General features: G+C 36.6%; 20 protein-coding genes. 6 read left to right on the forward strand and 14 right to left on the reverse strand.

From position 1 onward, the window contains the following. Window positions 1-210: 210 nt before the first annotated feature. The 6 genes from CFK40_RS13520 to CFK40_RS13545 form a co-directional block, all read right to left on the reverse strand. Window positions 211-2,235: an iron ABC transporter permease gene (locus tag CFK40_RS13520; RefSeq protein WP_089532809.1), complete on the reverse strand. Its 2,025-nt coding sequence runs from the start codon at window positions 2,233-2,235 to the stop codon at window positions 211-213. A gap of 4 nt (window positions 2,236-2,239) precedes the next feature. Beyond that, window positions 2,240-3,229 carry an ABC transporter substrate-binding protein gene (locus tag CFK40_RS13525; RefSeq protein WP_089532810.1) on the reverse strand — a complete coding sequence of 330 codons (990 nt, stop codon included), beginning with the start codon at window positions 3,227-3,229 and terminating at the stop codon, window positions 2,240-2,242. A 15-nt stretch (window positions 3,230-3,244) separates the two neighbouring features. Continuing rightward, entirely contained in the window at window positions 3,245-3,808 is a 564-nt protein-coding gene (locus CFK40_RS13530; RefSeq protein ID WP_089532811.1) for a nitroreductase family protein, read from the reverse strand. Between the two features lie 177 nt (window positions 3,809-3,985). Then, window positions 3,986-4,237, reverse strand: a complete 252-nt coding sequence (locus CFK40_RS13535; protein WP_089532812.1) for a hypothetical protein — start codon at window positions 4,235-4,237, stop codon at window positions 3,986-3,988. A gap of 177 nt (window positions 4,238-4,414) precedes the next feature. Beyond that, entirely contained in the window at window positions 4,415-6,121 is a 1,707-nt protein-coding gene (locus CFK40_RS13540; RefSeq protein ID WP_089532813.1) for an RNA-guided endonuclease TnpB family protein, read from the reverse strand. 396 nt (window positions 6,122-6,517) lie between these two features. Then, window positions 6,518-7,678, reverse strand: coding sequence for an NAD(P)/FAD-dependent oxidoreductase (locus CFK40_RS13545; RefSeq protein ID WP_264371414.1), 1,161 nt, complete (start codon window positions 7,676-7,678; stop codon window positions 6,518-6,520). Between the two features lie 269 nt (window positions 7,679-7,947). Here CFK40_RS13545 and CFK40_RS13550 point away from each other — a divergent pair, with 269 nt between their 5' ends. After that, window positions 7,948-8,604, forward strand: coding sequence for a DNA-3-methyladenine glycosylase family protein (locus tag CFK40_RS13550; protein WP_089532815.1), 657 nt, complete (start codon window positions 7,948-7,950; stop codon window positions 8,602-8,604). Between the two features lie 47 nt (window positions 8,605-8,651). Here the strand turns inward: CFK40_RS13550 and CFK40_RS13555 are convergent, their stop codons facing one another. Both CFK40_RS13555 and CFK40_RS13560 read right to left on the reverse strand, forming a co-directional pair. After that, entirely contained in the window at window positions 8,652-9,116 is a 465-nt protein-coding gene (locus CFK40_RS13555; protein WP_089532816.1) for a YndM family protein, read from the reverse strand. A 72-nt stretch (window positions 9,117-9,188) separates the two neighbouring features. Beyond that, window positions 9,189-9,875 (reverse strand): SDR family oxidoreductase, encoded by a 687-nt coding sequence (locus CFK40_RS13560; protein ID WP_089532817.1) that lies wholly within the window; start codon window positions 9,873-9,875, stop codon window positions 9,189-9,191. A gap of 226 nt (window positions 9,876-10,101) precedes the next feature. On the opposite strand from CFK40_RS13560, the gene CFK40_RS13565 reads away from it, so the two are divergent. After that, complete coding sequence (locus tag CFK40_RS13565) at window positions 10,102-10,608, forward strand: class I adenylate-forming enzyme family protein (protein WP_089532818.1); 507 nt, start codon at window positions 10,102-10,104, stop codon at window positions 10,606-10,608. A 383-nt stretch (window positions 10,609-10,991) separates the two neighbouring features. On the opposite strand, the gene CFK40_RS13570 is transcribed toward CFK40_RS13565, so the two are convergent. Then, the gene (locus CFK40_RS13570) at window positions 10,992-11,885 is read right to left on the reverse strand and encodes a DMT family transporter (RefSeq protein ID WP_089532819.1); all 894 of its coding nucleotides are present in this window, start codon (window positions 11,883-11,885) and stop codon (window positions 10,992-10,994) included. Window positions 11,886-12,066: 181 nt separating this feature from the next. On the opposite strand from CFK40_RS13570, the gene CFK40_RS13575 reads away from it, so the two are divergent. From CFK40_RS13575 to CFK40_RS21015, 4 genes are all read left to right on the forward strand, one after another. Then, a complete protein-coding gene (locus CFK40_RS13575; RefSeq protein WP_089532820.1) occupies window positions 12,067-12,372 on the forward strand; it encodes a PadR family transcriptional regulator in 306 nt (101 codons plus the stop codon). Between the two features lie 18 nt (window positions 12,373-12,390). Further along, complete coding sequence (gene chrA, locus CFK40_RS13580; RefSeq protein ID WP_089532821.1) at window positions 12,391-13,596, forward strand: chromate efflux transporter; 1,206 nt, start codon at window positions 12,391-12,393, stop codon at window positions 13,594-13,596. A 175-nt stretch (window positions 13,597-13,771) separates the two neighbouring features. Continuing rightward, window positions 13,772-13,954 carry an aspartyl-phosphate phosphatase Spo0E family protein gene (locus tag CFK40_RS13585; protein ID WP_227001778.1) on the forward strand — a complete coding sequence of 61 codons (183 nt, stop codon included), beginning with the start codon at window positions 13,772-13,774 and terminating at the stop codon, window positions 13,952-13,954. Window positions 13,955-14,173: 219 nt separating this feature from the next. Continuing rightward, window positions 14,174-14,323 carry a hypothetical protein gene (locus CFK40_RS21015; RefSeq protein ID WP_161493875.1) on the forward strand — a complete coding sequence of 50 codons (150 nt, stop codon included), beginning with the start codon at window positions 14,174-14,176 and terminating at the stop codon, window positions 14,321-14,323. Between the two features lie 200 nt (window positions 14,324-14,523). On the opposite strand, the gene CFK40_RS13590 is transcribed toward CFK40_RS21015, so the two are convergent. The 5 genes from CFK40_RS13590 to CFK40_RS13610 all read right to left on the reverse strand — a co-directional run bounded on the left by CFK40_RS13590 (window position 14,524) and on the right by CFK40_RS13610 (window position 22,076). Next, entirely contained in the window at window positions 14,524-16,677 is a 2,154-nt protein-coding gene (locus CFK40_RS13590) for a type IA DNA topoisomerase (protein ID WP_089532822.1), read from the reverse strand. A 238-nt stretch (window positions 16,678-16,915) separates the two neighbouring features. Further along, window positions 16,916-17,860, reverse strand: coding sequence for a metallophosphoesterase (locus CFK40_RS13595; protein ID WP_161493876.1), 945 nt, complete (start codon window positions 17,858-17,860; stop codon window positions 16,916-16,918). Between the two features lie 101 nt (window positions 17,861-17,961). After that, the gene (locus CFK40_RS13600; RefSeq protein WP_089532824.1) at window positions 17,962-19,044 is read right to left on the reverse strand and encodes an acyltransferase family protein; all 1,083 of its coding nucleotides are present in this window, start codon (window positions 19,042-19,044) and stop codon (window positions 17,962-17,964) included. Between the two features lie 35 nt (window positions 19,045-19,079). After that, window positions 19,080-20,873, reverse strand: coding sequence for an ABC transporter ATP-binding protein (locus CFK40_RS13605; RefSeq protein WP_089532825.1), 1,794 nt, complete (start codon window positions 20,871-20,873; stop codon window positions 19,080-19,082). Between the two features lie 12 nt (window positions 20,874-20,885). After that, entirely contained in the window at window positions 20,886-22,076 is a 1,191-nt protein-coding gene (locus tag CFK40_RS13610; RefSeq protein ID WP_089532826.1) for a nucleotidyltransferase domain-containing protein, read from the reverse strand. Window positions 22,077-22,082: the final 6 nt, after the last annotated feature.

A 22,082-nucleotide genomic window follows, 5' to 3' on the forward strand; every position in this document is an offset into this window, starting at 1 on the left:
ATGATGAAGGACTTTTCTTCTGCGTTTCCGCGTTCTTTTGACCTTCATCGGCTTGATGAAGGTCTTTTCCTCTGCATTTCCATGTTCTTTTGTTCTTCATTGGCTTGATGAAGGTCTTTTCCTCTGCATTTTCATGTTCTTTTGATCTTCTTCAGCCTGATGAAGGACTTTTTCACTGCGTTACTTATCGTAATGGCTCGTTTTTTTAAACTATGACCTTCTCTTCATCAACCATAAGAAATACGGTGCTCCTATAATCGCGACGATAATTCCTGATGGGATTTCATTTGGTGCTAATAACGTACGACTAAATAAGTCAGCAACTAATAATAACAACCCACCAATTAATAGCGTGACAGGCAATAAACGTCGATTAGAAGGCCCTACTATTAGCCGCGCTACATGCGGTGCTATTAACCCGATAAAGCCAATCGCACCAACAGCAGCTACACTAAATGCCGCCAAAATTGTTGCTAAAAATGCTAACTGGAACCGTGAAGACATTACTCGCAAACCAAGTCCTTTTGCAGTATCGTCACCTAAAGATAAGGTATCCAATATCGAAATCCTTAGTCCAATCAATGGAAAAATAATTACGATAGGCCACAGTAAATAATGAGTAAACTCTGTCCATCCTTTGGCATACGTTGTTCCTGATAACCAAGTTAACGCTGCAGCAACACCTAAATCAGATTGAACAACGAGAATCTGGATAATCGCCGATCCAAATGCTGACACACCAATTCCAAGCAACGCCAAAATCGTTGGCTGAAATTTTGCCCGAATCGCAAGCAGCATAACCACCATAAAGAATACAAATGAACCAACCATTGCGCCAATCGGTATCCAGAATGCTGACACACCAAACACGAACATCGTTAGCAATGCGCCGACTCCTGCCCCGGACGTAATTCCAATTACAGAAGGATCAGCCAATGGGTTCCGCAAGACACCTTGAAAAATTAAACCACTTACCGCTAATATCATTCCACTTGTTAGGGCAACAATCGCGCGTGGTAACCGCAAATCTAGAACTAAATTTTTCATAAAATCATTTGTATCACCAAAGAAAGCTTGGTACATAAGGACAGGTTCGAATCCATAATTACCAGAAGCTAGATTTACAAACAACACGATGACAATTAATCCGGCCAAAATTGGCAGAATAACCCTGAGTGGCATCCCCGCTGTCATCTTTCCAGCGATCACAGATGTATTTTCTTCCCCGTATTGTGTTTTTTTCATCCGTAAAACTAACCAAATTAACCATGGGGCGCCAATTAATGCCGTTATCGCACCGACTGGTAATTCCGAGAATGAAGGGTCTATGATTCTTGCCAAAATATCGGCCATCAATAGAACGTTTCCCCCCCAAATGAATGAGGCAATTACAAGTGGGACATGCTTCCGGTACCCAATAAGCTTAATGATATGTGGTGCCACTAGCCCGACAAACCCAATTGGACCAACAACACTTACCGTTACAGACGTTAACAAAACCGCAGCTACAACGGAAGTAAATTTAACAACATTCACATTCTGTCCTAAAGCAATTGCCACATCATCGCCGAGTGTTAAGGTATCTAGCTTAAATGACAGTGCTAAAATTACAACAAAACCTACAATTACAAACGGATAGGAAAATTGCACACCGCTCCAGTCATTTTGGATCAATGTCCCAGATCCCCAGAGAAACAATCCAGCTGTTTCATTTTCATAAAAAATTTGCAGAACACTTGTCAAAGAGGAGAATAAAAATGTGACAATCATTCCAGCCAAAACCATTCGAACTGGAGATGCCCTATTTCCTCCAGATAAAATAAACACGATTAAAAAAGTCCCTATTCCACCTAGGAAAGCAACAACAACCCCATTACCAAAAAGAGCAACTGGAAAAAAGACAGTACTAGCTACTACTGCAAAATACGTTCCAGAATGGATACCCAGTGTACTTGCAGAGGACAACGGGTTTTTTGTCACAGTTTGCAAGACAACCCCCGCAACCGCTAGTGCTCCACCAGCAAGGATTCCCATCATAGCACGTGGCAACCTGAGAATCCGAACCGTGTGATGTGCTAAAGTATCAGTTGGCTTTAAAATAGCATCAATGACCGTTGCTGCTGGTATCGATACATTTCCTTGATTAATATGTATAAACGTTAAGAGGAATAAAAGCGCGGTCCCACCCCCAAAGGTAAGAACCGCTACTATTGATTTTTGTAATGTCGTACGCATACGATTACTCTTCTACCATTGCATCAACTAACTGTTCGGTTAATACATGGGCAGATAAAATACCGCCAAATGTCCATGTATCCCCTGGAAGCTGATGTGTATTTCCATTTTTAACAAAACTTAGATTTTCCCAAACTGGGTTACCTTTAAGCTGATTCTCAAAAATATTGTCATCCTCCTGGACAATGTACAAGAATTGCAACTCTTCTTCTTGGAAATTTTGTAATGCTTCAATCGTTACTTCACTATATCCATATGGTTCAAGCTTATCTGATTCATAGGCATTTTCAAAGCTTAGTCGTTCCATGATTTGAGATACGATAGAATTGCCCGTAAACATTCGAATTATCGGTGTGTTTTGCGCTGAATATGCTTGTGTTGCAATATATTTCGATCCTTCTAATCCTGCATCCTTTACGCGTTTCGCTTGGTCATCAATAAATCCTTCTAAATCAGAAATCGCAAGTTCCGCCTCTTCTGTTTTATCAACTATCGTAGCGACTTTTTTGAACTCTTCTTTCATGTTTTTATACTGATTTTTCGTTGCTTCTTCTGAATATGGCGCGAACGTTACAACTGGTGCAATATCTTTTAGATTATCTAAAATGTCTTCATGTCTATATTTAACTGCGATGATCAGATCAGGGTTTAATCGTGAAATAGCCTCTAGGTTAGGTTCCTGACGAGTTCCAACATCTTTCACACTTTTTGCTAGCTTTTCGTCTACATTAATCCACTTGTTATAGCCATCTAAATCAGCCACACCAGTAGGTTGGATACCTAAAGCTAATAAATCTTCCGCATATGACCATTCCAAAACTACAATATTTTTTGGTGTCCCCTTAATGGTTTGAGTCCCCATTGCATCCTCAATTTTGATTTCACGATCTGTCGTATTTTCATCCTTACTTTTAGTATCCTCTTTACTTGGATCATTACATGCCGCCAAGAGTGTCAAAACAAGTATGCATGCCAGTATTATTGCTTTTTTCATATGTATTCCTCCCCATTAATTATTAATCCACTCGATCGCATTTTGTATGGAAGTGCGATTTTTTGCTTTTGGTACTTTGTTAGGATACCCAATTTGTACAACAGCGATTAGTTTATGGGTATCAGGCGATAAACCTATATCTCTGATAAATACTTTATCCAATAAAGTTTCCTTAGCTGTCCACATGGTTCCAATACCGAGATTCCATGCCGCCAATTGAAAGTTTTGGATAAAGGCACATACAGCTGCATAATTCTCGTCATCTATGTATCCTCCACCATCTTCCTTTTCCATATAAAACAAAGCGTGATGTGGTACTGACCTGAAAAATTTATCATAAGAAACACGTGCCTTTTGAAGCTTTTTCTCGTCTAAAGTTTTTAATAATCCTAAACGTATGTAACTATCTACTATTTTTTCACCAAACGAGGATCTTGCCTCATCCTCATAAAGCTTTATCATCCATGGTTCTTTCATATGATGGTTTGGCGCGTAAGAAGCTAATCGAAATAGTTCCAGCAGTGTATGACGCTCAATTTTATCTGGCTTGTAATCAAGGATGGTTCGTCTTGATTGCATCGTTTCATTTAAATCTATTTATCTCACCTCTTCACTCACTCGCAGCAATTGATAAAGATTCTCATTATCACTAATGATGTTACCCTATCCCCTTTTTATTGTCAATAAAATTTTAAAATTTAAAGTATGTATACTACTCCAACAAAAAAACCAACCAATTATCAGTAAGTTGGTTGGTTAATTAATGTATACTAGAAAAACGATGATCGACGCAATAATTGTGACAAGATAAATAGATGACAAGATGGGTATATTTGATTTCAATGACGATGTTTCATATTCATGAGAGCGTCGTAATTCATCCTCGATTGTGTCACCTTCATCTTCATACTTTTTCATTTTCTTTTCCTCTTGCTTAAAAGCAAAAATCGTCCCAAAAAGAGCTAAAGCAAATAACACGATTAATAGAATCCAAATTCCAGTAGACATGCGTACTACCTCCTTATTAAACTTATCTCTATTATCGCTTATTTAAAGAGAAATGTCTGTTACAAAAACCACATATTTGTGAACATTGAACTACCCACCACTTAACATCCTTACGGATTGTTTGAAGTGGGGGAGTCTAAAAAAGACATGTATGGTACATGACCGTATCCCGTTCAACTAGGATGCGGTTTTTCCATTTTTCAACTTCAACAGACCTTTTATTTCCAAGTCTGTAAGAGCCCCTGAATCAAAAAGTTCGTTCGTAGAACGAAACTTGTCTAAGTTGAAAAAATTTGAATGGTAGTACGAATTAGTATGTATACCTTTCAACGCATTCGAAATATACTTCCAATGCACCCAATGATGAGCACCTACTATCTTCTCTGGTAGTAGTGTGCCCAACACCGGTGGAAGTTTTTCTTTAAAACCCATTGCTCTACGAGCAATTACAAAACTTGCTGCTTCCTGTATCGATATACCTAATCTTTTCATATACTTCATCTTACCTATTTGACTTGTATATGCAGGATTGACTTCAAAAACTGCAATGTCCTCTTTTTCAGCTCGTGATTTTATTGCAGAAAGCATCTTTTTGTATGCGAAAGCAGACATCATCCTATTTGCTTTTTTGTTTCCGTAGGGATTAGATAGCTTTGATGATGTCGTATTTAGTTTCTCAACTACTATCGGCTTATTTGTACGAGTAGCAATGTTAATGACCTCTATTGCTTCGGCTTCAATGATTTTCGTCGTCTGTCCACTTTTCTTGCCTTTCAAATCAAATTTTAAAGACCAGGAACCTAGGAGTTGACCATTTGAATTAACATTTGATACTGCGAAATGATCAACGTTACAGTCAATGCCAATTGCTCCATATGTCTTGGAATGATTCACAAACGCTTTTGATTCTTCATCAAACATCGTTTTAAAGATGTAGTATTCCCCCCAGTCTTCTATTGCCCATGCTACTGGCTTCCCGTAATTCTTTTTATTCTTACAATTCGTCTGTGCAAGGATCCTACTCTCTACTTTTTCTTGACCATAGGGGAAATACAGGTTCTCAATTTCAACTAAGACACCTTTCGGTGTCTTGAAACGAAGCACTTTATTCGTCCCATCATAGTTAAAAACAAAATTTCCACAGCGTGAGTCCTTACGACCAGAAATAACCATTTTTCGGTATCTATTCTCTTCCCAAGTCTTTTGCCAAAGTTTATGGTTATCAATATACGTATCGACAGTGTACTGTGCTTGGAATTGTTTTTTTGAACCAAAGACGACGCTCGGTATTTTCGTCTTTAAAGATTTTAGGCTATCTTCGTATTTGTTCAATTTGAAGTTTAAAAAACCAATTCGTGTGTGGAGTCTTTTGATTTCAGTATCTAAGTATGTATGTTCAAATTGATACGTATGATAATACAAATCAGTCTTATTTTTGAATTGCACGACAAAGTAGTTACCCAACTTTTCCATTCTTGAATTTTGGGGGGATGATGGCTTTCCGTTTCTAAATGTTTTTTTAATTTTTTTTAATGACGTTAGTTTTGATTTGTCTTTTTTTATTTTATTTTTGATCGACTTAATTTGAGTCTCTTTGTTTTTCATGTATAGCTTCTTTAACTCGTCTAGACTCTTTTCTTTTGCTTTAGCCTCTTGAACGGCGCTATTGGTGTAGTAATCATCCAACGAAAACCTGTTCTTCACCGTAAGGTGCAAAGATTTGTCTCGTTTTTTCAATCCAGAGCGCTTTTCTTTTGTTGCTGTACTAAAGGCAAACTGCTTCGCTCTATTAAACACAAAGAGAGCATGACCAATAGCATCAACGTTTTCATCCAAAATGGTATTCTTATAGATACGATTTGAAAAATACGCCTTAATTCCCATAAGTCATGCTCCTGTCTTATTATATTATAGTTATTATATCAGAATGTCTGTTCCTATTCCAACAAAAATCTCCTTCGGAGGGGCGATTCATCCCCCACTTAACACTGGTTTTAGAAACCTTCGAGTGTTTGATAGTGGGGGTCTTCTCACCCTAAGATAAAAACCCCCTTAAATGTTCCGCTGAACGCTTAAGGGGGCACTTAGTTAGCCACGATTAATCGTCTTCTCCACACTTAGGGCTTTTAACGGAAATCTCGGCTGTTTTCCATTGTACGAGTTGCAACTACATACCCTACCAAGGAAGCAATAGTAACTAATAAATAGCAAAATATATTCTTGTTCATAACAACGTTCCCTCCTCTATTTGGAGATATATATGATTGATTGATTTAAATTTTAAAATAGACGTAGCTTACCTTTTTTAAGAATTAACCTTGGTCCACCTAATAAGAATAAGTAACGATTATCGACTACCTTCTTCATTGCAGAAGCAGGTTTGCCATATAGCTTTGTACCAGAAAAAACAGTTCCCATCGCATCTGCATTTCCTAATGACGCTACAGTACCTTTGTCATCAAAAATAAACGACTCTAACGCTTCGTTATGAAGCAATGCCTTAATGTTTGCGGCACACGTATCTGCATGTTGCATCGCAGCTTGAGCTGTAGGTGGGAATGGACGACCTTCCGCCTTGTTCATTACCCAGGCACAATCACCAATAATGAAGATTTTTTCCTCACCAGGTGCACGCAAATCTCCATTAACCGTAACCTTACCTTTTGTAATTTCAAAACCAGATTTACTAAGTATAGAGTTACCTGTTACGCCGCCAGTCCATACGATAGTGCCAGCCTTAACTTCTTCTCCTTCATTTATGACGAAACTTTTCGTTTTACATTCTTGAATTTTAGCGCCAATTTTAAATTCGACTCCACGATCTTCTAAAGACTTTTTCGCATAAGCGACAAGCTCTTCATTAAATCCTGGAAGAATAGAAGGAGCGGCTTCAACATTAATGATTTTTGGAATGCTTGGATCAATATCATACTTCTTACAAAGTTTTGGAACCTGTTCGGCTAATTCTCCAACAAATTCGATACCAGTGAATCCACCCCCACCAACAAGAATAGTTAAATCTTCTTTCTTGGATTTAGGATCTAATTTATATTTAGCGAATTGATATTCAATATGTTCACTGATTAATCGACTTGTTTCAATATCCTGGATAGAGAAAGCATTTTTTTCCATTCCTTTGATTCCGAAAGTATTCGTTTCAAACCCAAGGGAAATAACTAAATAATCATAGGATATTTCACTATTTTCTAGCACAACACGGTTTTCATCTTTTTTCACTTCAACAACAGAATCATAAATCAAGCGTACACGATTCGGACTAAAAACATCACTTATCATCATCCGTGCTTGGTTTTGATTTCTGGTACCAGCTGCGATTTCATGTAACCATGTAGTTTGATAGTGATAATTGTGCTTATTTACAAGCACGATTTCTGCTTCTTCCGCCCCCAACTTCTGTGTTAAGCGTTTGGTTGTCATCATTCCAGCATAGCCTGCTCCTAGAACAACGATTCTTGGTTTGTTCGTATTCACGTAAACATCCACCTTCCTTATTGATTACCGTTAAATTGAAATCTAAGGTATTTACTCCATAATTAGTGTTTATGTAGTATTCATTCAATACGTTAAAATATTTTTAATACCATATCTATAATAGCAAACTTTTATTTAATAGGCTAACAATCATGCGAAAAATTTTGCATATACGACGTGAATAAGGTATTTTGGACTTATCAGAATTGAGGTGTGTTATGGAAAAGCTAGTTATACATGCGAATGATCCTGCGGTACTCGAGCTTTGTGAGGCCGATTCGTTAATGAAAAAGTTAGTCGGAATTGTTGGTGACGTAGAATTCACCCTACGCCCCAATTATTTTTTATCATTAATCCGTTCCATAGTTGGTCAACAAATATCTGTTCAGGCAGCAAGCGCAATATTTAATCGACTTGAAGTCCTATTAGACCATAACGTGACAGCGGCAGGTATCGTAGAAAAGTCAGAAGAGGAGTTGCGCAAAGTTGGGCTTTCCGTTCGAAAAGTTACCTATATGAAAGATTTAAGTGAAAAAGTTATGCAAGGTGCAATTAAGTTAGATAAACTAGATCAACTAGATAATGTTTCCATTATAAAATTATTAACTAGCGTCAAAGGGATTGGAAAATGGACTGCTGAGATGTTTTTGATTTTTTCACTTGGTAGAATGGATGTATTAGCTATAGACGATATCGGCATACAACGTGGAGCGAAATGGCTCTATCAAGTAGATCAATCTGAACGTCGAAATATATTAATTGACAAAGCTGAAGTTTGGACTCCCCACTTCACCATTGCCTCAATCTACCTGTGGGAAGTCGTCCATTTAGAGTTAATGTTTACGTATGATTCGATTGATGATATGGATAATTAGTTTCCGGAAAAAATTTGGGCGATGCGTAATGCATCGCCCAAACTTGGTTATTTATGTTTGTCGTTTTCTTTCTTTTTTTCATCAACAGAATGTTCATTGGTTTCCTCTGCGAATTCAGTTTGCAATCGGTCTGAAGAATAAGGAGTCTTTTCACCTTCAGGAACCGTGTGAAAAACTTGTTCTCTCATGTAAACATGAAATAAAGATTCGCATAAAGCCATAAACACAGCTGCGAAAAGCGACGCAATTACAATCGGCATTGTTATATCAATGATTAAAGTTCCTAAGATCCAAAGCGACAAAAAGGCCAATCCCAGATCTGCAATCGATGCTATGATGTAACCAAACCGAGGTAGCACAAATAAGTCACCAATAATGTAAGCAACACCAGTCACAAGCACACTGATCCAAAATAAACGACCTAAGGAAGCATTATAAAAAATACCAAAGATAGAATAAACCACAATTGCCGTGAAAATAAACTTAATACCAAGCGCCTTCATATGTTTCATAGAATAAATCCACCCTTTATTATGGAATTTACTCCTAGTATGAAACAGACTTAGGCAAAATAACCAAAAAATTTATACTGGTCGAACTGTAATCTCATTTACATTCACATAATCTGGCTGCGTAACCGCATAAACTACTGCCTTTGCAATATCATCAGCCTTCAACGGCTCACGGTCACTTGGTTTTGATGCAATCGCCGTGTCCACTTGACCTGGTGAAATATTCGTTACGCGAACTCCCGTACGAGCAAGCTCTTTTTCCAGACTCATTGATAATGCGTGAACCGCAAATTTAGTTGCACTGTATACAGCGCTGACTTTATTTACTTCAAGACCGGAAACCGAAGCAATATTTACGACATGCCCAGAAGAACGTTCCAACATCCCTGGCAATGTAGAATTAATGCCATAAAGTACACCTTTAATGTTTGTGTCAATCATTTGATCCCAGTTTTCAGTCTGCCCATCCTGTATACGTGATCCAAGAACTGCTCCTGCATTATTTACATATATATCGACTTGGCCGAATTCCTCTATAGCTCGTTTAGCCAAATCATCAACATCCGACTTTTTCGCCATATCCGTAACTACCGCAATCGCGTTTCCATTAATTTTAGAAACAACGCCATCTAGTTTATCTTTTCTTCTGGCTGCAAGGACCACATTTGCACCCTCGTTAGCTAAATGTTCTGCAACTGCGGCCCCAATACCGCTACTAGCACCTGTTACAACAGCTGTTTTTCCAGTTAATTTCCCCATAGAAATATCACTCCTTTTAAGTTAAGTCTAACACCTAATTTTCAGGTTCAATAATGATATGCAAACCATTCGATTATACTTAGACAATCGTTTTACTTTTCTTGTATCTGAAAAGTAATACCTCATTTCAGTTAAAACGCTTACAAAAGTATGGTATAATTTTGATAATTCATATAATAAAAATCCTGTATTCTGATAAAAAGATAGAAGTAAAGGTGGGATAAGAATGGTAAGTACAACAGTACGAATAATTGATGATCAAGGTGAAAATGTTAAACATGATGGGATAGAAATTGGTGAAATAATTGTAAAGGGCCCAAGCGTAATAGATCATGATTCGGGCAATAACAATGAAAATGAAGGTTGGTTGCGCACAGGCGACATGGGCACAATAGATGAAGAAGGTCGAGTGAAAATTGTTGATCGCAAAAAGGATATTGTTTTAAACGATAAAGATGCCATCTCATCTATCGAGGTGGAAAGCGTATTTACTAAACATCCTGCTATTCGAGAAATAGCAATCATCGTTAGACCACATAAAAAATTAGGAGATATTTTACATGCTATCGTTGTGTTGCAAGAAGGTCATCTACTAACCAAAGAAGAACTGTTTCTTTATGCAAAAGAAAATCTTGAAGAAATCAAATGTCCAAAAGAAATCACATTCATGGATGAGTTACCTAAAACACCTAGTGGTAAAATACAAAAAATCCAGTTAAGCGAATTAGTATAGATGATAGAAAAGCATCGCATATAGGAGGCTGCTGAAAAGGTTAAATATAGTACAAAATATGTGGATCTACCATCGCAACTTCGAATATACTGCGCGCACCTTAGGGCGAGTGTCGAGTCTCCTCGAACTGCCGTCCTGCGGGGTCTCGACGATCTCTTGCTTCCCGCAGGATAAGGAATGCTCCCCCTGAAAAGGCATCGCACGAAGAAAAAATGCTTTTCTTTTTCGAGGAGTCTCCGTATATTCGAGATGCTAAGGTAAGGTGAAAAGTTAAATTGTTAAAATCCATCACTTTTTCAGTAGCCTCGCCTATAGCGGTGCTTTTTTAATTACCTAATTTATAGTGTAGTTGGGCAAACTTACCGAAGCGCTTTTATCTCTCCCTATTTGTTAGAAATTGTCCGGTTAAAATACCTCTTGCGTTGATAGGTTGACAGAATAACTCCACCAACGATTAACAACGACCCCAATATCTCTACTAGTGTAATTGGTTTAAATAACAAAACTAGGCCCACAATCATCGCTACAAAAGGCTCCAAATTCGCTAACATCGATGCCTTTGAAGCATCCACATGGCGGATATTATTATTCCATAGAAGCGTCGCTACACCGTGTACAACGATTGCCGTACCAATTAAAAATGCCCAGTCGCCAGTACTAGCACTTAATCGTATCGGATTATCCATTAAAAATGCAAATGGAATAGATACCATGAAACCAACAACATTAGAATAAAGCGTAACACTAAGTGGATCGATTCGTTGTGATAGTAATCTCGTTATAATAATCATTATTGCAAAAGAAATCATCGTAACAACGATCCACATCAAACCTTGTTCAACATGAATGGACGATAGACTTCCTTTTGTAACTACAAAGAAAATCCCAATAATAGCTACAAAAGACCCTAGTATCATGCGAATTGTTACTTTTTCTTTTAAAAATATGGCTGCCAAAAAACCAGTTAAAATAGGTGTAGTCGCTAAAATTAATGCAGATAATGTTGTATCAGCCGTTTGCATCCCCACAAAAAATGTCCACTGATTAATATAAACCCCAACAATACCTAGAACTAAAATAGCTAGTAAATCTTTTCTATTTATCCGTTTAAAATGTCTTTTATAGGCGGCAATTCCAATTAAGAACAGTACAACAAATAAAAGTCGAAGCATGGTTAACATAGACGGAGAAAATTCCTGTACTAAAATTTTTCCAAAGATAAAATTACTGCCCCACATCACTATGCAAAACGTTAACCAAGAATAAGCCTTTAACATATGTATTCAGGTCCCTTTCCATCCAAAATCATTACTAAATTCAACTATACCGCACTATAACGTCGAATTGAAACAAAGCGTATTTTTAGCTGTGTCATAAAAATTTGTATTTTTATTCCACACCTTGTATACTTGTTATCGAAAACCGATATTGGATTCCGATAACGAAGGGAGGATTAATTTGGATAATAAAGTGCTCAGAAAATTGTTTTTGGGATTCATTCAAATCCATATTCTGCATCATGCAAAAGAAGAAGCAATCTATGGTTCTTGGATGTTAGAAGAATTGCGTGAACATGGCTATGAAATCAGTGCGGGGACACTATATCCAATTCTTCACACCATGGAAGTGGATCAATTATTGAAAAAGGAAGATGTAAAAGTGAATGGAAAAATAAGAAAGTACTATCAGATTACAAGTAAGGGTGAAGAAGTGCTAAATGAAGCCCGAGCAAAAGCATATGAACTTTTTAAAGAAATTAACTAACGAAACTGAGGTGATTACGTGGAAAAACAGACTAATAAAAAGAACCGTTTCCAGATCCTTATAGAAATTCTATTCGCTTCAACTAAGTTAGGACTCACTTCATTTGGCGGTCCAGTTGCCCATTTGGCTTACTTTAAAGATGAATATATTGATCGGCGTAAATGGTTGGATGAAAAAACCTACACAGATATTATTGCCCTTTGTCAATTCCTCCCTGGTCCTGCAAGTAGCCAAGTGGGGATTGCAATAGGCATGATGCGTGGCGGGCTTCTTGGTGGGATAATATCATGGATTGGGTTTACAGTTCCCTCAATCATTGTTCTAATTATTTTTGCGTTGCTTTATCAAAACTTTTCTTTAGGAGACGCCGGATTTATTCATAGCTTAAAAATAGTAGCCGTAGCGGTTGTATTACATGCTTTGATAGGATTAGGGAAGAAATTAACACCAGATAAGACCAGACTCGCTATAGCCATTGTAGCTGCCACAGTTATGTTAATTTATCCATCAGCATGGATGCAAATTCTACTAATTGTAGGAGCAGGAATGGTGGGTCTAAAACTCTTTAAAAATAGAGCAGAGTCAAAAGTGAAACCTTTTTCTGTGAACATATCGAAGAAAACAGGAATTATTTCATTAAGTATACTTGTTTTTTCACTTATTGCACTTCCGATATTAACAAAGCTCACGGATAATCCCCTAGTGAATATATTCGATATATTTTTTAGAGTTGGGTCATTAGTTTTTGGTGGAGGACATGTAGTATTACCGATGATTGAACGAGAGATTGTGCCTCATGGTTTGATGACAGCCGATCAGTTTCTAGCCGGATATGGAATGGCTCAAGCTGTACCTGGACCATTGTTTACGTTCTCCAGTTATTTAGGAACGATGATGGAAGGAATCCCAGGTGCAATAGTAGCCACAATTGGCATATTTTTACCATCATTTTTGCTTATTGTAGCAGCTTTACCGTTTCTGAATGGATTACGTAAACGTTCTTCATTCCAAGGAATTCTGATGGGTGTTAATGCAAGTGTTGTTGGAATTTTACTTGCAGCATTCTATGATCCCGTTATAAAAAGTTCCATTTTTGATGCCTCGGACTTCGCCTTAGGTATTATATTATTCGCATTACTAAACATTTGGAAAGTACCAGCTTGGCTTATCGTCATATTAGGCGTTCTAGGTGGATATGTTCTTAACATTATTGGTTCACTATAATCTTAGAGGATGTCAGCGAATGATGACATCCTCTAAGATTTAATGCTGTTTGATACTAACATAACTGTCTGAATTTGAGATTGTATGTCTTTCTTTGTCGAAAGCATTTACAAAAAAACCTAAATCATGCATAATACTGAATGGTTATTCGTGAAAAATAGGAGGATTTAAACAAGTGAAAACAAAATTAATGCAGTCTATTAACACAAAAAGACAAGAAATGATCCATTTGGCAATGAACAAAGGATTTACCAACAAGGAAACAGTGAAATGTAGTAAAGAACTTGACAGCCTACTTGATTTACATATGAAGGTTAAGACTACAACGCCTCTTTACTCTTCCTCCTCAATTGGTTAAGCAACTGCCTATGTTGCTTCTATATATGATAATTAAGTCTAATCAATAGATAAGGAAAAAGAGATAGTTTATCAAAGAGCAAAGCCATTGCTCTTTTTTTTATAGTCAACAACAAATTGCCAGCTTAATATTACATTAAGGTTACAATTCGTTAATAAGTATTTAATATTTCTGAAATTTTGTTATACTTGAGACAAATTTACTATAGGGGGTAAAACAATGAATCCACTCACCTTAAATATAAAGTTGTCTCAAGCATTTAAACATAAATTAGATAGAGAGCTTACAAACAATGAGGAAGATTTTATAAAGTGGATTGTAGAACAAGAAATTGATAAAAAACGATTAAAAGAGGCACTCACCTTTTAGGCATTTTTTATCACTATAAATGGGGCCAGCAATAATGACAAGCCCTAATTTTCTAATTCACACTGTTTCTTTGTAATTCTTCCATCCATTTCAGCATTCAATGGGTGTTCCATATCCACCTAACTTAATAATTTTGTCTGGGCCAACCAATAAAGGTTGTCTTTTTTTTTTACACTGAAAGAAGTATAAAAGTACAAAATCTACTTCTTAAACTCCATTCTCCAACTGAAATAATCGTTAGACGGGTTCTTTTCATAATGTAAATATGCATTAAATTTATTGCCTTTTTTACTTGCTAAACCTTTCACATACGCAGTTCCATTAGTCAATAAGGATTTTACCATTGTTTTCGTTGGCTTTTTCTTCATCGTTGCCAGGTATTTATCATTCTTCCAAATAACAAATTTGCATCCACTCTTCCAATTACTACATCCGAACCCTTTTTTGCCTTCAATAATCGTACCGTCACATTGTGGACATTTTCCAAGGGGTTCTCTTGAGATTGTAGTTGATGTTAATTGATTGATAATCCCCGCTTGATCAACTCTAATCGTTTCAACTGATTTCCTGGTGAAGTCAAAAACAACACGTAAAAATTCATCTTTCATTACTGAACCTTTTTCGATATCTGCTAATGTTTTTTCCAGACGTCCTGTAAATTCCAAGTCAAATATCTCGTGAACAGGAAAGGTTTCTACCAGTTTTGTTCCAAGTTCTGTACTTGCTAGATTTTTATTTTGAGCGGTGATATACCCTACATCTTTTAGCTTTTTAATCGTTTCTGCTCTGGTTGCTGGGGTACCAATGCTGAATCCAGTTAAGACACCGCCCATTATTTCCTCGACATCATCTTCCTTTATCCCTTTTCCGCACGTTTCCATGACCCGAAGCAAGGTTTTTTCCGTATGGCTCTTCGGTGGTTTGGTAACATGACTAGAAACCTCTGAATCTACCACATTTACTTGGTCACTTTTCTGGACGAGAGGTAGCAATATATCCTTCGACTGGATTTTCTCAACCTTCTTCCACCCTTCCACTAGTTGGACCTTACCCTTGGAATGGAATAACCCCTTTGCCTCTATATCGGATACTTTTGTAATTAACTTTGTTTCTTCATATAAAGCTATAGGCATGAATTGCATGATAAAACGATTTTTAATCGCTGTATAGACTAATTGTTGGTCACCACTCAAACGAGAAGGCTTCATGTAAGTAGGAATAATCGCACTGTGACTTTCAACTTTTGCACTATTAAATACGCGCTTTGATTTCATGAACTTGATTTCATCTTTATAGGGTAGACTTTCTGAAAGCGTCTTTAAAACGTTTGCCGCTTTTCCTACTAGACTATCATCCAGTGCTGTACTTGACGTACGCGGATACGTAATAAACTTCTTTTCATATAATGACTGGGCAACCTTCAACACTTTATCTGACGTCCATCCATTATATTTATTGGTAATGTAACCTTGTAGATTAGATAGGTTAAACAGAAATGGCGGGAATTCTTTCTTCTTCTCAACTTGTTTATCAATAATAATTGCTTGTTTATCGGAAAGTTGATTTTGGATAGATTCTAGGAGTTGCTTTTCCTTGAACTTTTCTGTCTTCCCTTCCGTGTATGTACCCTGAAACGCATTGTTATCAACCGTTTGAAAGGTAGCTGTTAATTTGTAATAGTTTTCAGGAACAAAGTTTTCTATTTCCTTATCTCGATCATAAATAATTTTTAAAGTTGGCAGTAAAACCCTGCCTATATTCAGAGCTTTTCCGCTTCCTTTTTGATATTTCAATGTTGCAACTGATGTCAAATTAATCCCGATTACCCAATCAGCCCACTGCCTGCTGATGCCTGCATCTTGCAAAGGCTGCATTAACTCGTTTGGCTTCATTTGATCGATACCTCTTCGTACTTCATCCGGAGTCCATTCGTTAATCAATAATCGATATACAGGTTTATTTGGTTTCAAATTATTGATAATGCTGTCTCCTATAACTTGTCCTTCCCTGTCATAATCGCAGGCAGAGATGACTAGCTCAACATCATTTCTGCGCATCAAATACTGAATAATTTTCAATTGTTTCCGAGCTCCACTATCGGCTACATCCCTATTTCGCGGATTACTTTTTACTTTGTATTTGAATTCTTCTGGGATGAATGGAAAATTGTCCATCTTCCATCGAGCCATTTTACTTTCATAATCCTTTGCATCAAAAAGTTGAAGAAGGTGCCCAAATGCCCAAGTAATAATAAAGCCATTCCCTTCAAAATAGCCATCTTTTTTATCTTTAATTTTAAGAGCATCTGCAATGTTTTTTGCCACTGAGGGCTTTTCAGCTAAAATTAATCTCATTTTATTCACTCATTTTTCATTCGTATTTTTCTATAGTATACCATGTTTTAAGCAGTGATGGAACGAATGTTCTTTTTAAAATTCATCTAAGTAAAAATTCTTGAAGCGTCCATAAGTATATCCTTCAAGGAGCGTTATCCCACTTTCAATTCATATAAAAGCACTATTACCTATGGATCTACTCTGGGATGATCAATTTGTGAACTCAAGTCTCTTCCTTTATTTATGAAAAGATCTTTTATCCATTCTCTTGTTTTAATGTCAATATGTTAATTTGAGGCGAATTAAATAATCGGAATTTCAAAAAGGAAATCGCGTCACTACTCCCCAATCCGGTGCTCACATATTGTTTAAGACCTTTATACTCCCACAGACCTTTTACTCGATCTTGTGGTGGAAAGAAACCACCATTTCCATACCATGCCTCCGGAACAAAAAGCGCTCCAATGAATGGAAGACGAATTTGCCCCCCATGATAATGTCCTGTTATTAATAAATCATAATCACGCAACTTTAAATCAGTCGCGTCTTCTATGTGATCAATCCGAGAATCAACTACAGGGTAATGGTTGAGCGCAATTAGTACATCGAGGTCTGCTGCTTTATTTAATTCCTCCAATAACCCTTGTTGATAAGTAAGGTATTTTTTATTCGAAGCATAGGATGGCTTAGGTATTCCATTTGGTATTCCAACGTTTCCTATTGATAACTCAAAGTTTACAAAACTAAGAGTTGCGCCGTCCATCGAAACAGTTTCGTAACTCTCTAGAAACGTAACCCCTCTTTTCTCCATCCCTTGAACAAATTCACTTTTATTAATGGTTTGGTTCACTTGATAGCTTTCTGGATCCGCGTTTCCAGGTACATACCATGCATGTTCTTTACCCTTAATACCTTCTAAAACCGTATAAAAAGGTTTATAGTTTGTACTACTGACTCCGTCCATCATATCTCCCGTAAAAACAATCGCATCATATTCAATAGAATTAATAGCGTTAATCAGCTTTTTTTGATTTTTGCCAAATACCTTTTCATGGAGGTCAGAAATTTGCAGGATCTTAAAACCGTCCAACTGTTCAGGCAGATCATCTATCGCTATATCTTGTTTTACTACGGTAATACGGTTATTGTCCCAGAATGTATAGATAGCAAGAACAACCAATACGACTAAAAAAACTACCAAAACCTTACCTCCTATTTTTTTCAAAGCTTATCGCTCTCCTTTTAATGCAGAAAACACCCAGTGTTAATTAATTTTGATTCCATTTAACTAAATGTCGAAAATCAGGTTGCTTTTTGCTTCCTAACCGTATACTCAGCAAGACCTGGTATAGCCTTATTATCTATTGTTGCTATTACAGGCTTGTAAATAAGATTTATTGCAAAGGAAGTAATTAGACAAAGTGTAAAAAGCCATAAATAAATAAAAACTGGATACTTCGGTACAAAAATCAGTCCCGGAAAAAAGGATATGTAAAAAAACATATGTGTCAGCCAAATATTTGTGGAATGATTACCAAAAAAAGTAAAAACTTTTTGTATGAACTCCTTCTTGTCCATTAGGCAAAAGAGACAAATAAATAGAACTGCTGTAAATGGAGCGATTATCATAGATTCATAAAGTCCATGTATGATTACCAGCGTAATCATACCGATGCCACACCACGTATTTTTAAATCTTCTAGTGTTAACTTTGTTGTAGAGTTTTGAATAAATCTTTTCTTTTGCAAAAATGATGCCTATTACAAATGCAAGTTGTGATGTGCCAAATAAGACAATAGCGTTAACCAACATAATTAATATCGTGTTATCCCCTAGATCAATTACATGCTTTATTCTTTGTATATAGGTAATCAAATAGATGAAGCCCGAAATTATTAATACAGCAATTGAGCGATTCCTCTTCACCCATTTAATAATAGGAGATGCTAATAAAACTAATATGACATACGTTTGCAAGTACCACCATGCTCCGTTATAAGAATTGGAGAGCAACGAAAAGTTAAGCAAAAATTCCTTAATTCCTCCTGGGAATGCTTCTGTATTTCCAGTTAAGAATGCAATACCAATAAACATTAAAAGAATGATCCAAAAGTTGATTAACAGTTTAAAAATTCTTTTGCCGTTCTTTCTTGAGCTGTTTCCTTTGGTTAGACTAAAAGAAAGACCATACCCACTTGCAAACAAATAGATAGGGACACAAGCATCTCCAAATAAACCGATATAATAAATAAGTGGTACTCCATTGATCAAAGGGAAGGTTTCGTATAATCCATTCACCTCTTTCCTTGCAAATAAATGAAGGGAAACCATAAATAAAATAGCTATCCCTTGAAGCATTTTCATGTCTCTTTTTGAGAATTCCATGGCTTTTCCCTTCTATCTTTCAATTGATTGCTTATTTACTTAGCTTCCAACTGATTTTGCAATAAATGACTAAACATACTTTTCTTTTCTTCTGCTAGCTGAGTAAACCCACCCTTTTGAATTACTTCACCTTCGTCTAAAACAACAACTTGATCAGCATTACGAATCGTTGATAAGCGGTGGGCAATAACAATAATCGTCATCTTGCCCTTTAGCCGTTCTAGTGCCTCTTGGATTTTCACTTCATTTTCCGTATCAAGTGCACTTGTCGCTTCGTCTAACACAAGGATCGATGGGTTCCGAAGAATAGCTCTCGCTAGGACAAGCCGTTGCCGTTCTCCCCCTGACAGTTTAATTCCACGATCACCAATTAAGGTATCAAGACCAGCAGATAGCTTACTTACAAATTCAGCCGCTGAAGAAAATTCTAGTGCTTCCCACATTTCTTCTTCGCTTGCATTTGGTTCAACCAACAGTAAGTTTTCTTTAATACTGGCATTAAACAGGAAAGGATCTTGTGGCACATAGCTAACCGCACGTCTTAAGGCTAAAAGACTTTCACTTGTCAAAGGTATTCCATCTATTAGGACTTGCCCCTTTTCTGGCTGATTTAAGCCCATTAATAAATCAATCAATGTACTTTTTCCAGCACCAGACCGTCCAACAAAAGCTGTCATTTGATTAGATGGTATGATTAAATTTATATCTTGCAAAGCATAGTTCATTTCATTTTGATTATATCGGAAATAGACGTGATCACATTGAAGATTGTACTTTATGTGTAGAGGGGGAATTTTATTATCCATTCCCATTTCAAATTCTTGAGCATTCCTGCATTCATGTTGCAAAGCCTTTACTGCTTTAAAGGCTGGGATCGTTGTTGCTATTTGTTCCATTGAAGATTGAATACCCGCAATTCTTGGCCAAAGCCTGGAAAAAATAATAATAACTAACATTAATTGACCTGCCTGTGCACTAAATATTGTAACGGCTACATAAATAAATGCTGCAATTAATACACTAGATGCGACTTTATAATATAATTGAGAAGTTGTTTTCAATTTCGTGTATTCGACTTGTTCATTTTGCATTCTATTTGTAATGGAACCAAACCAATCCATTCTAGAACTCTCTAACGTATTACTCTTTATATCTTTTATCCCGTTAACTTGATCCGTTATTCCAGCAAGGTAGTTCTTCCCTAATTCATAATTTCGTTTTCCAAGAGCCAGAGATCTTTTTAGAAATTTCCGATTTAAAAAGATAAGAACCAGACCACAGAGCAGTACAAAGATGGTTATATTTGGTGAGAGCCAGAAAGCTAGCCCTACCTGGATAAATGTAAACACAAGGGAAGAAACAAATTTTAAAAATGAATTCGTTCCTGCACTGGCACGAGCTAATTCTGCCGTTAATATGTTAATAAGATCAGATTTTCTTTGCTTTATGAAAAAGTCCCAATTTGAATAAAGTAATGATCCGTATGTTTCAATACGCATATGTCTTAAAAAGCCAAGCTGAATAACCGCATTTTTAACTGTTAACTGTCGATTCATTACATTTTGAGCAATCACAACAAAGACAAATATCCCCAAAATCAACGGTAAACCCAATGAACTTGGAATATTATTTACGAATCCAAACATACTCATAAATGGTATCTCTTCAACACCCATATCGACAATCCCGCTCATACTAATTAAAGGAACTAATAATATGATTCCAATACCTTCAAGCAAACCAATAGCAGTCATTGCAACAAGATTTATATAAAGAATTTTTCCAGAATACGCGTGTATTTGTTTTAAAAAGTAAAAAACATGACCCATTCGTTTGTCCCCCTAAGGTAATGCATGCTTCCATATTTTTCTTGTTTTCCTCCAAGCCCATAATATCGGGCGCAACGGAAAATATAAAAAATGAAGTCGTTTTGGTAGTGGCAGCGTTTCTGCATCTTCAGGATATGGATACAGGAAGCTGATAATAAAAATAGTCTTTTGCTGAAAAGACATTAAAGAAAACAAATAACGTTTGTGATAGCGAGCAACTTCGTCAGGAACAGGGTCAGTATGTAAATTTATCATTGCCTCGAGGTAAAATATCGCTTCTTGAGCTAATTTTCTTGGACGTTTGCTTATAAATAATGATTTCATTTCATTTGTTAATTGTGCATTTAACAACTTTGATGCCAAGATAATGCTCTGTCCACCTATACCAAGGAAATAGTTTGATTTTAATAATTCGTGAACCATTTCCCAGTTAATGTCTTGTTTCATAATGCGGTGAATATCTACTACCCAACGTAGACGTGACCAACCATGACGAGAACCGTGTGATACAAGAAATAAAAACAAATCTTCTTTTCCTAATAAATAAACAGGAAAACTTGTAAGTGTACTCTTATTTTTTCGTTTCCATAATTCGCAAAATCCTGGTTCTTTACTTGGACCAGGATTCAGCCGCCAATGGATTTCTAATTTAATATTTTTTACTGGGTGTATGTATGTAACATGATGATGTCTCCATTTCCAGTCATTCAACACTGTTTGTATATAATCATCTTTCTTATACCCATGACTAACAAGTAGTTGTTCTGCTTGATCAATTTTTTCTACGGGAATCAGCATATCTAAATCACTTGACGTGCGAAGTGAAACATCACCATATAGTTCATGGGCAAGCACTGGACCCTTTAAAAAAAGGAGACTTATTTGACTTTCTGCAAACCATTTACTTACACGTTCCATTTCCCCACTTAAATGTAGCATTTGAAATGTATTTTGCATGTACTGCTGCTGCAGAAACTGTCTTACGTATGTTGGAACCAACTGCTCTTCAAGTAGCTTTATTTTATTATGGAGTAATGGATATACACGGTGATGCTTCGCTTGATTAATAAAGGCGTTCCAATCGATCTTGTTGCATAGTTCTACTTGATGTTCTTTGATGTATTGTTCATTTCCTTCTTTTAGTAACGCAAGAATTAGATTTACTTCCTTGGGAATACGCGCAAGATCAAGTGTGTTATCCATAGTTTT

The organism is Virgibacillus necropolis (assembly GCF_002224365.1).
GTDB lineage: Bacteria > Bacillota > Bacilli > Bacillales > Amphibacillaceae > Virgibacillus_F > Virgibacillus_F necropolis.

Excerpts from the sequence above, each read along its gene's own strand:
- CFK40_RS13600 (WP_089532824.1), bottom strand. The coding sequence starts at position 19,044 with ATGGAATTCTCAAAAAGAGACATGAAAATGCTTCAAGGGATAGCTATT.
- CFK40_RS13545 (WP_264371414.1), bottom strand. The coding sequence starts at position 7,678 with ATGATGACAACCAAACGCTTAACACAGAAGTTGGGGGCGGAAGAAGCA.
- CFK40_RS13520 (WP_089532809.1), bottom strand. The coding sequence starts at position 2,235 with ATGCGTACGACATTACAAAAATCAATAGTAGCGGTTCTTACCTTTGGG.
- CFK40_RS13605 (WP_089532825.1), bottom strand. The coding sequence starts at position 20,873 with ATGGGTCATGTTTTTTACTTTTTAAAACAAATACACGCGTATTCTGGA.
- CFK40_RS13530 (WP_089532811.1), bottom strand. The coding sequence starts at position 3,808 with ATGCAATCAAGACGAACCATCCTTGATTACAAGCCAGATAAAATTGAG.
- CFK40_RS13590 (WP_089532822.1), bottom strand. The coding sequence starts at position 16,677 with ATGAGATTAATTTTAGCTGAAAAGCCCTCAGTGGCAAAAAACATTGCA.
- CFK40_RS21015 (WP_161493875.1), top strand. The coding sequence starts at position 14,174 with ATGAATCCACTCACCTTAAATATAAAGTTGTCTCAAGCATTTAAACAT.
- CFK40_RS13550 (WP_089532815.1), top strand. The coding sequence starts at position 7,948 with ATGGAAAAGCTAGTTATACATGCGAATGATCCTGCGGTACTCGAGCTT.
- CFK40_RS13525 (WP_089532810.1), bottom strand. The coding sequence starts at position 3,229 with ATGAAAAAAGCAATAATACTGGCATGCATACTTGTTTTGACACTCTTG.
- CFK40_RS13570 (WP_089532819.1), bottom strand. The coding sequence starts at position 11,885 with ATGTTAAAGGCTTATTCTTGGTTAACGTTTTGCATAGTGATGTGGGGC.
- CFK40_RS13560 (WP_089532817.1), bottom strand. The coding sequence starts at position 9,875 with ATGGGGAAATTAACTGGAAAAACAGCTGTTGTAACAGGTGCTAGTAGC.
- CFK40_RS13565 (WP_089532818.1), top strand. The coding sequence starts at position 10,102 with ATGGTAAGTACAACAGTACGAATAATTGATGATCAAGGTGAAAATGTT.
- CFK40_RS13555 (WP_089532816.1), bottom strand. The coding sequence starts at position 9,116 with ATGAAACATATGAAGGCGCTTGGTATTAAGTTTATTTTCACGGCAATT.
- CFK40_RS13610 (WP_089532826.1), bottom strand. The coding sequence starts at position 22,076 with ATGGATAACACACTTGATCTTGCGCGTATTCCCAAGGAAGTAAATCTA.
- CFK40_RS13540 (WP_089532813.1), bottom strand. The coding sequence starts at position 6,121 with ATGGGAATTAAGGCGTATTTTTCAAATCGTATCTATAAGAATACCATT.
- CFK40_RS13535 (WP_089532812.1), bottom strand. The coding sequence starts at position 4,237 with ATGTCTACTGGAATTTGGATTCTATTAATCGTGTTATTTGCTTTAGCT.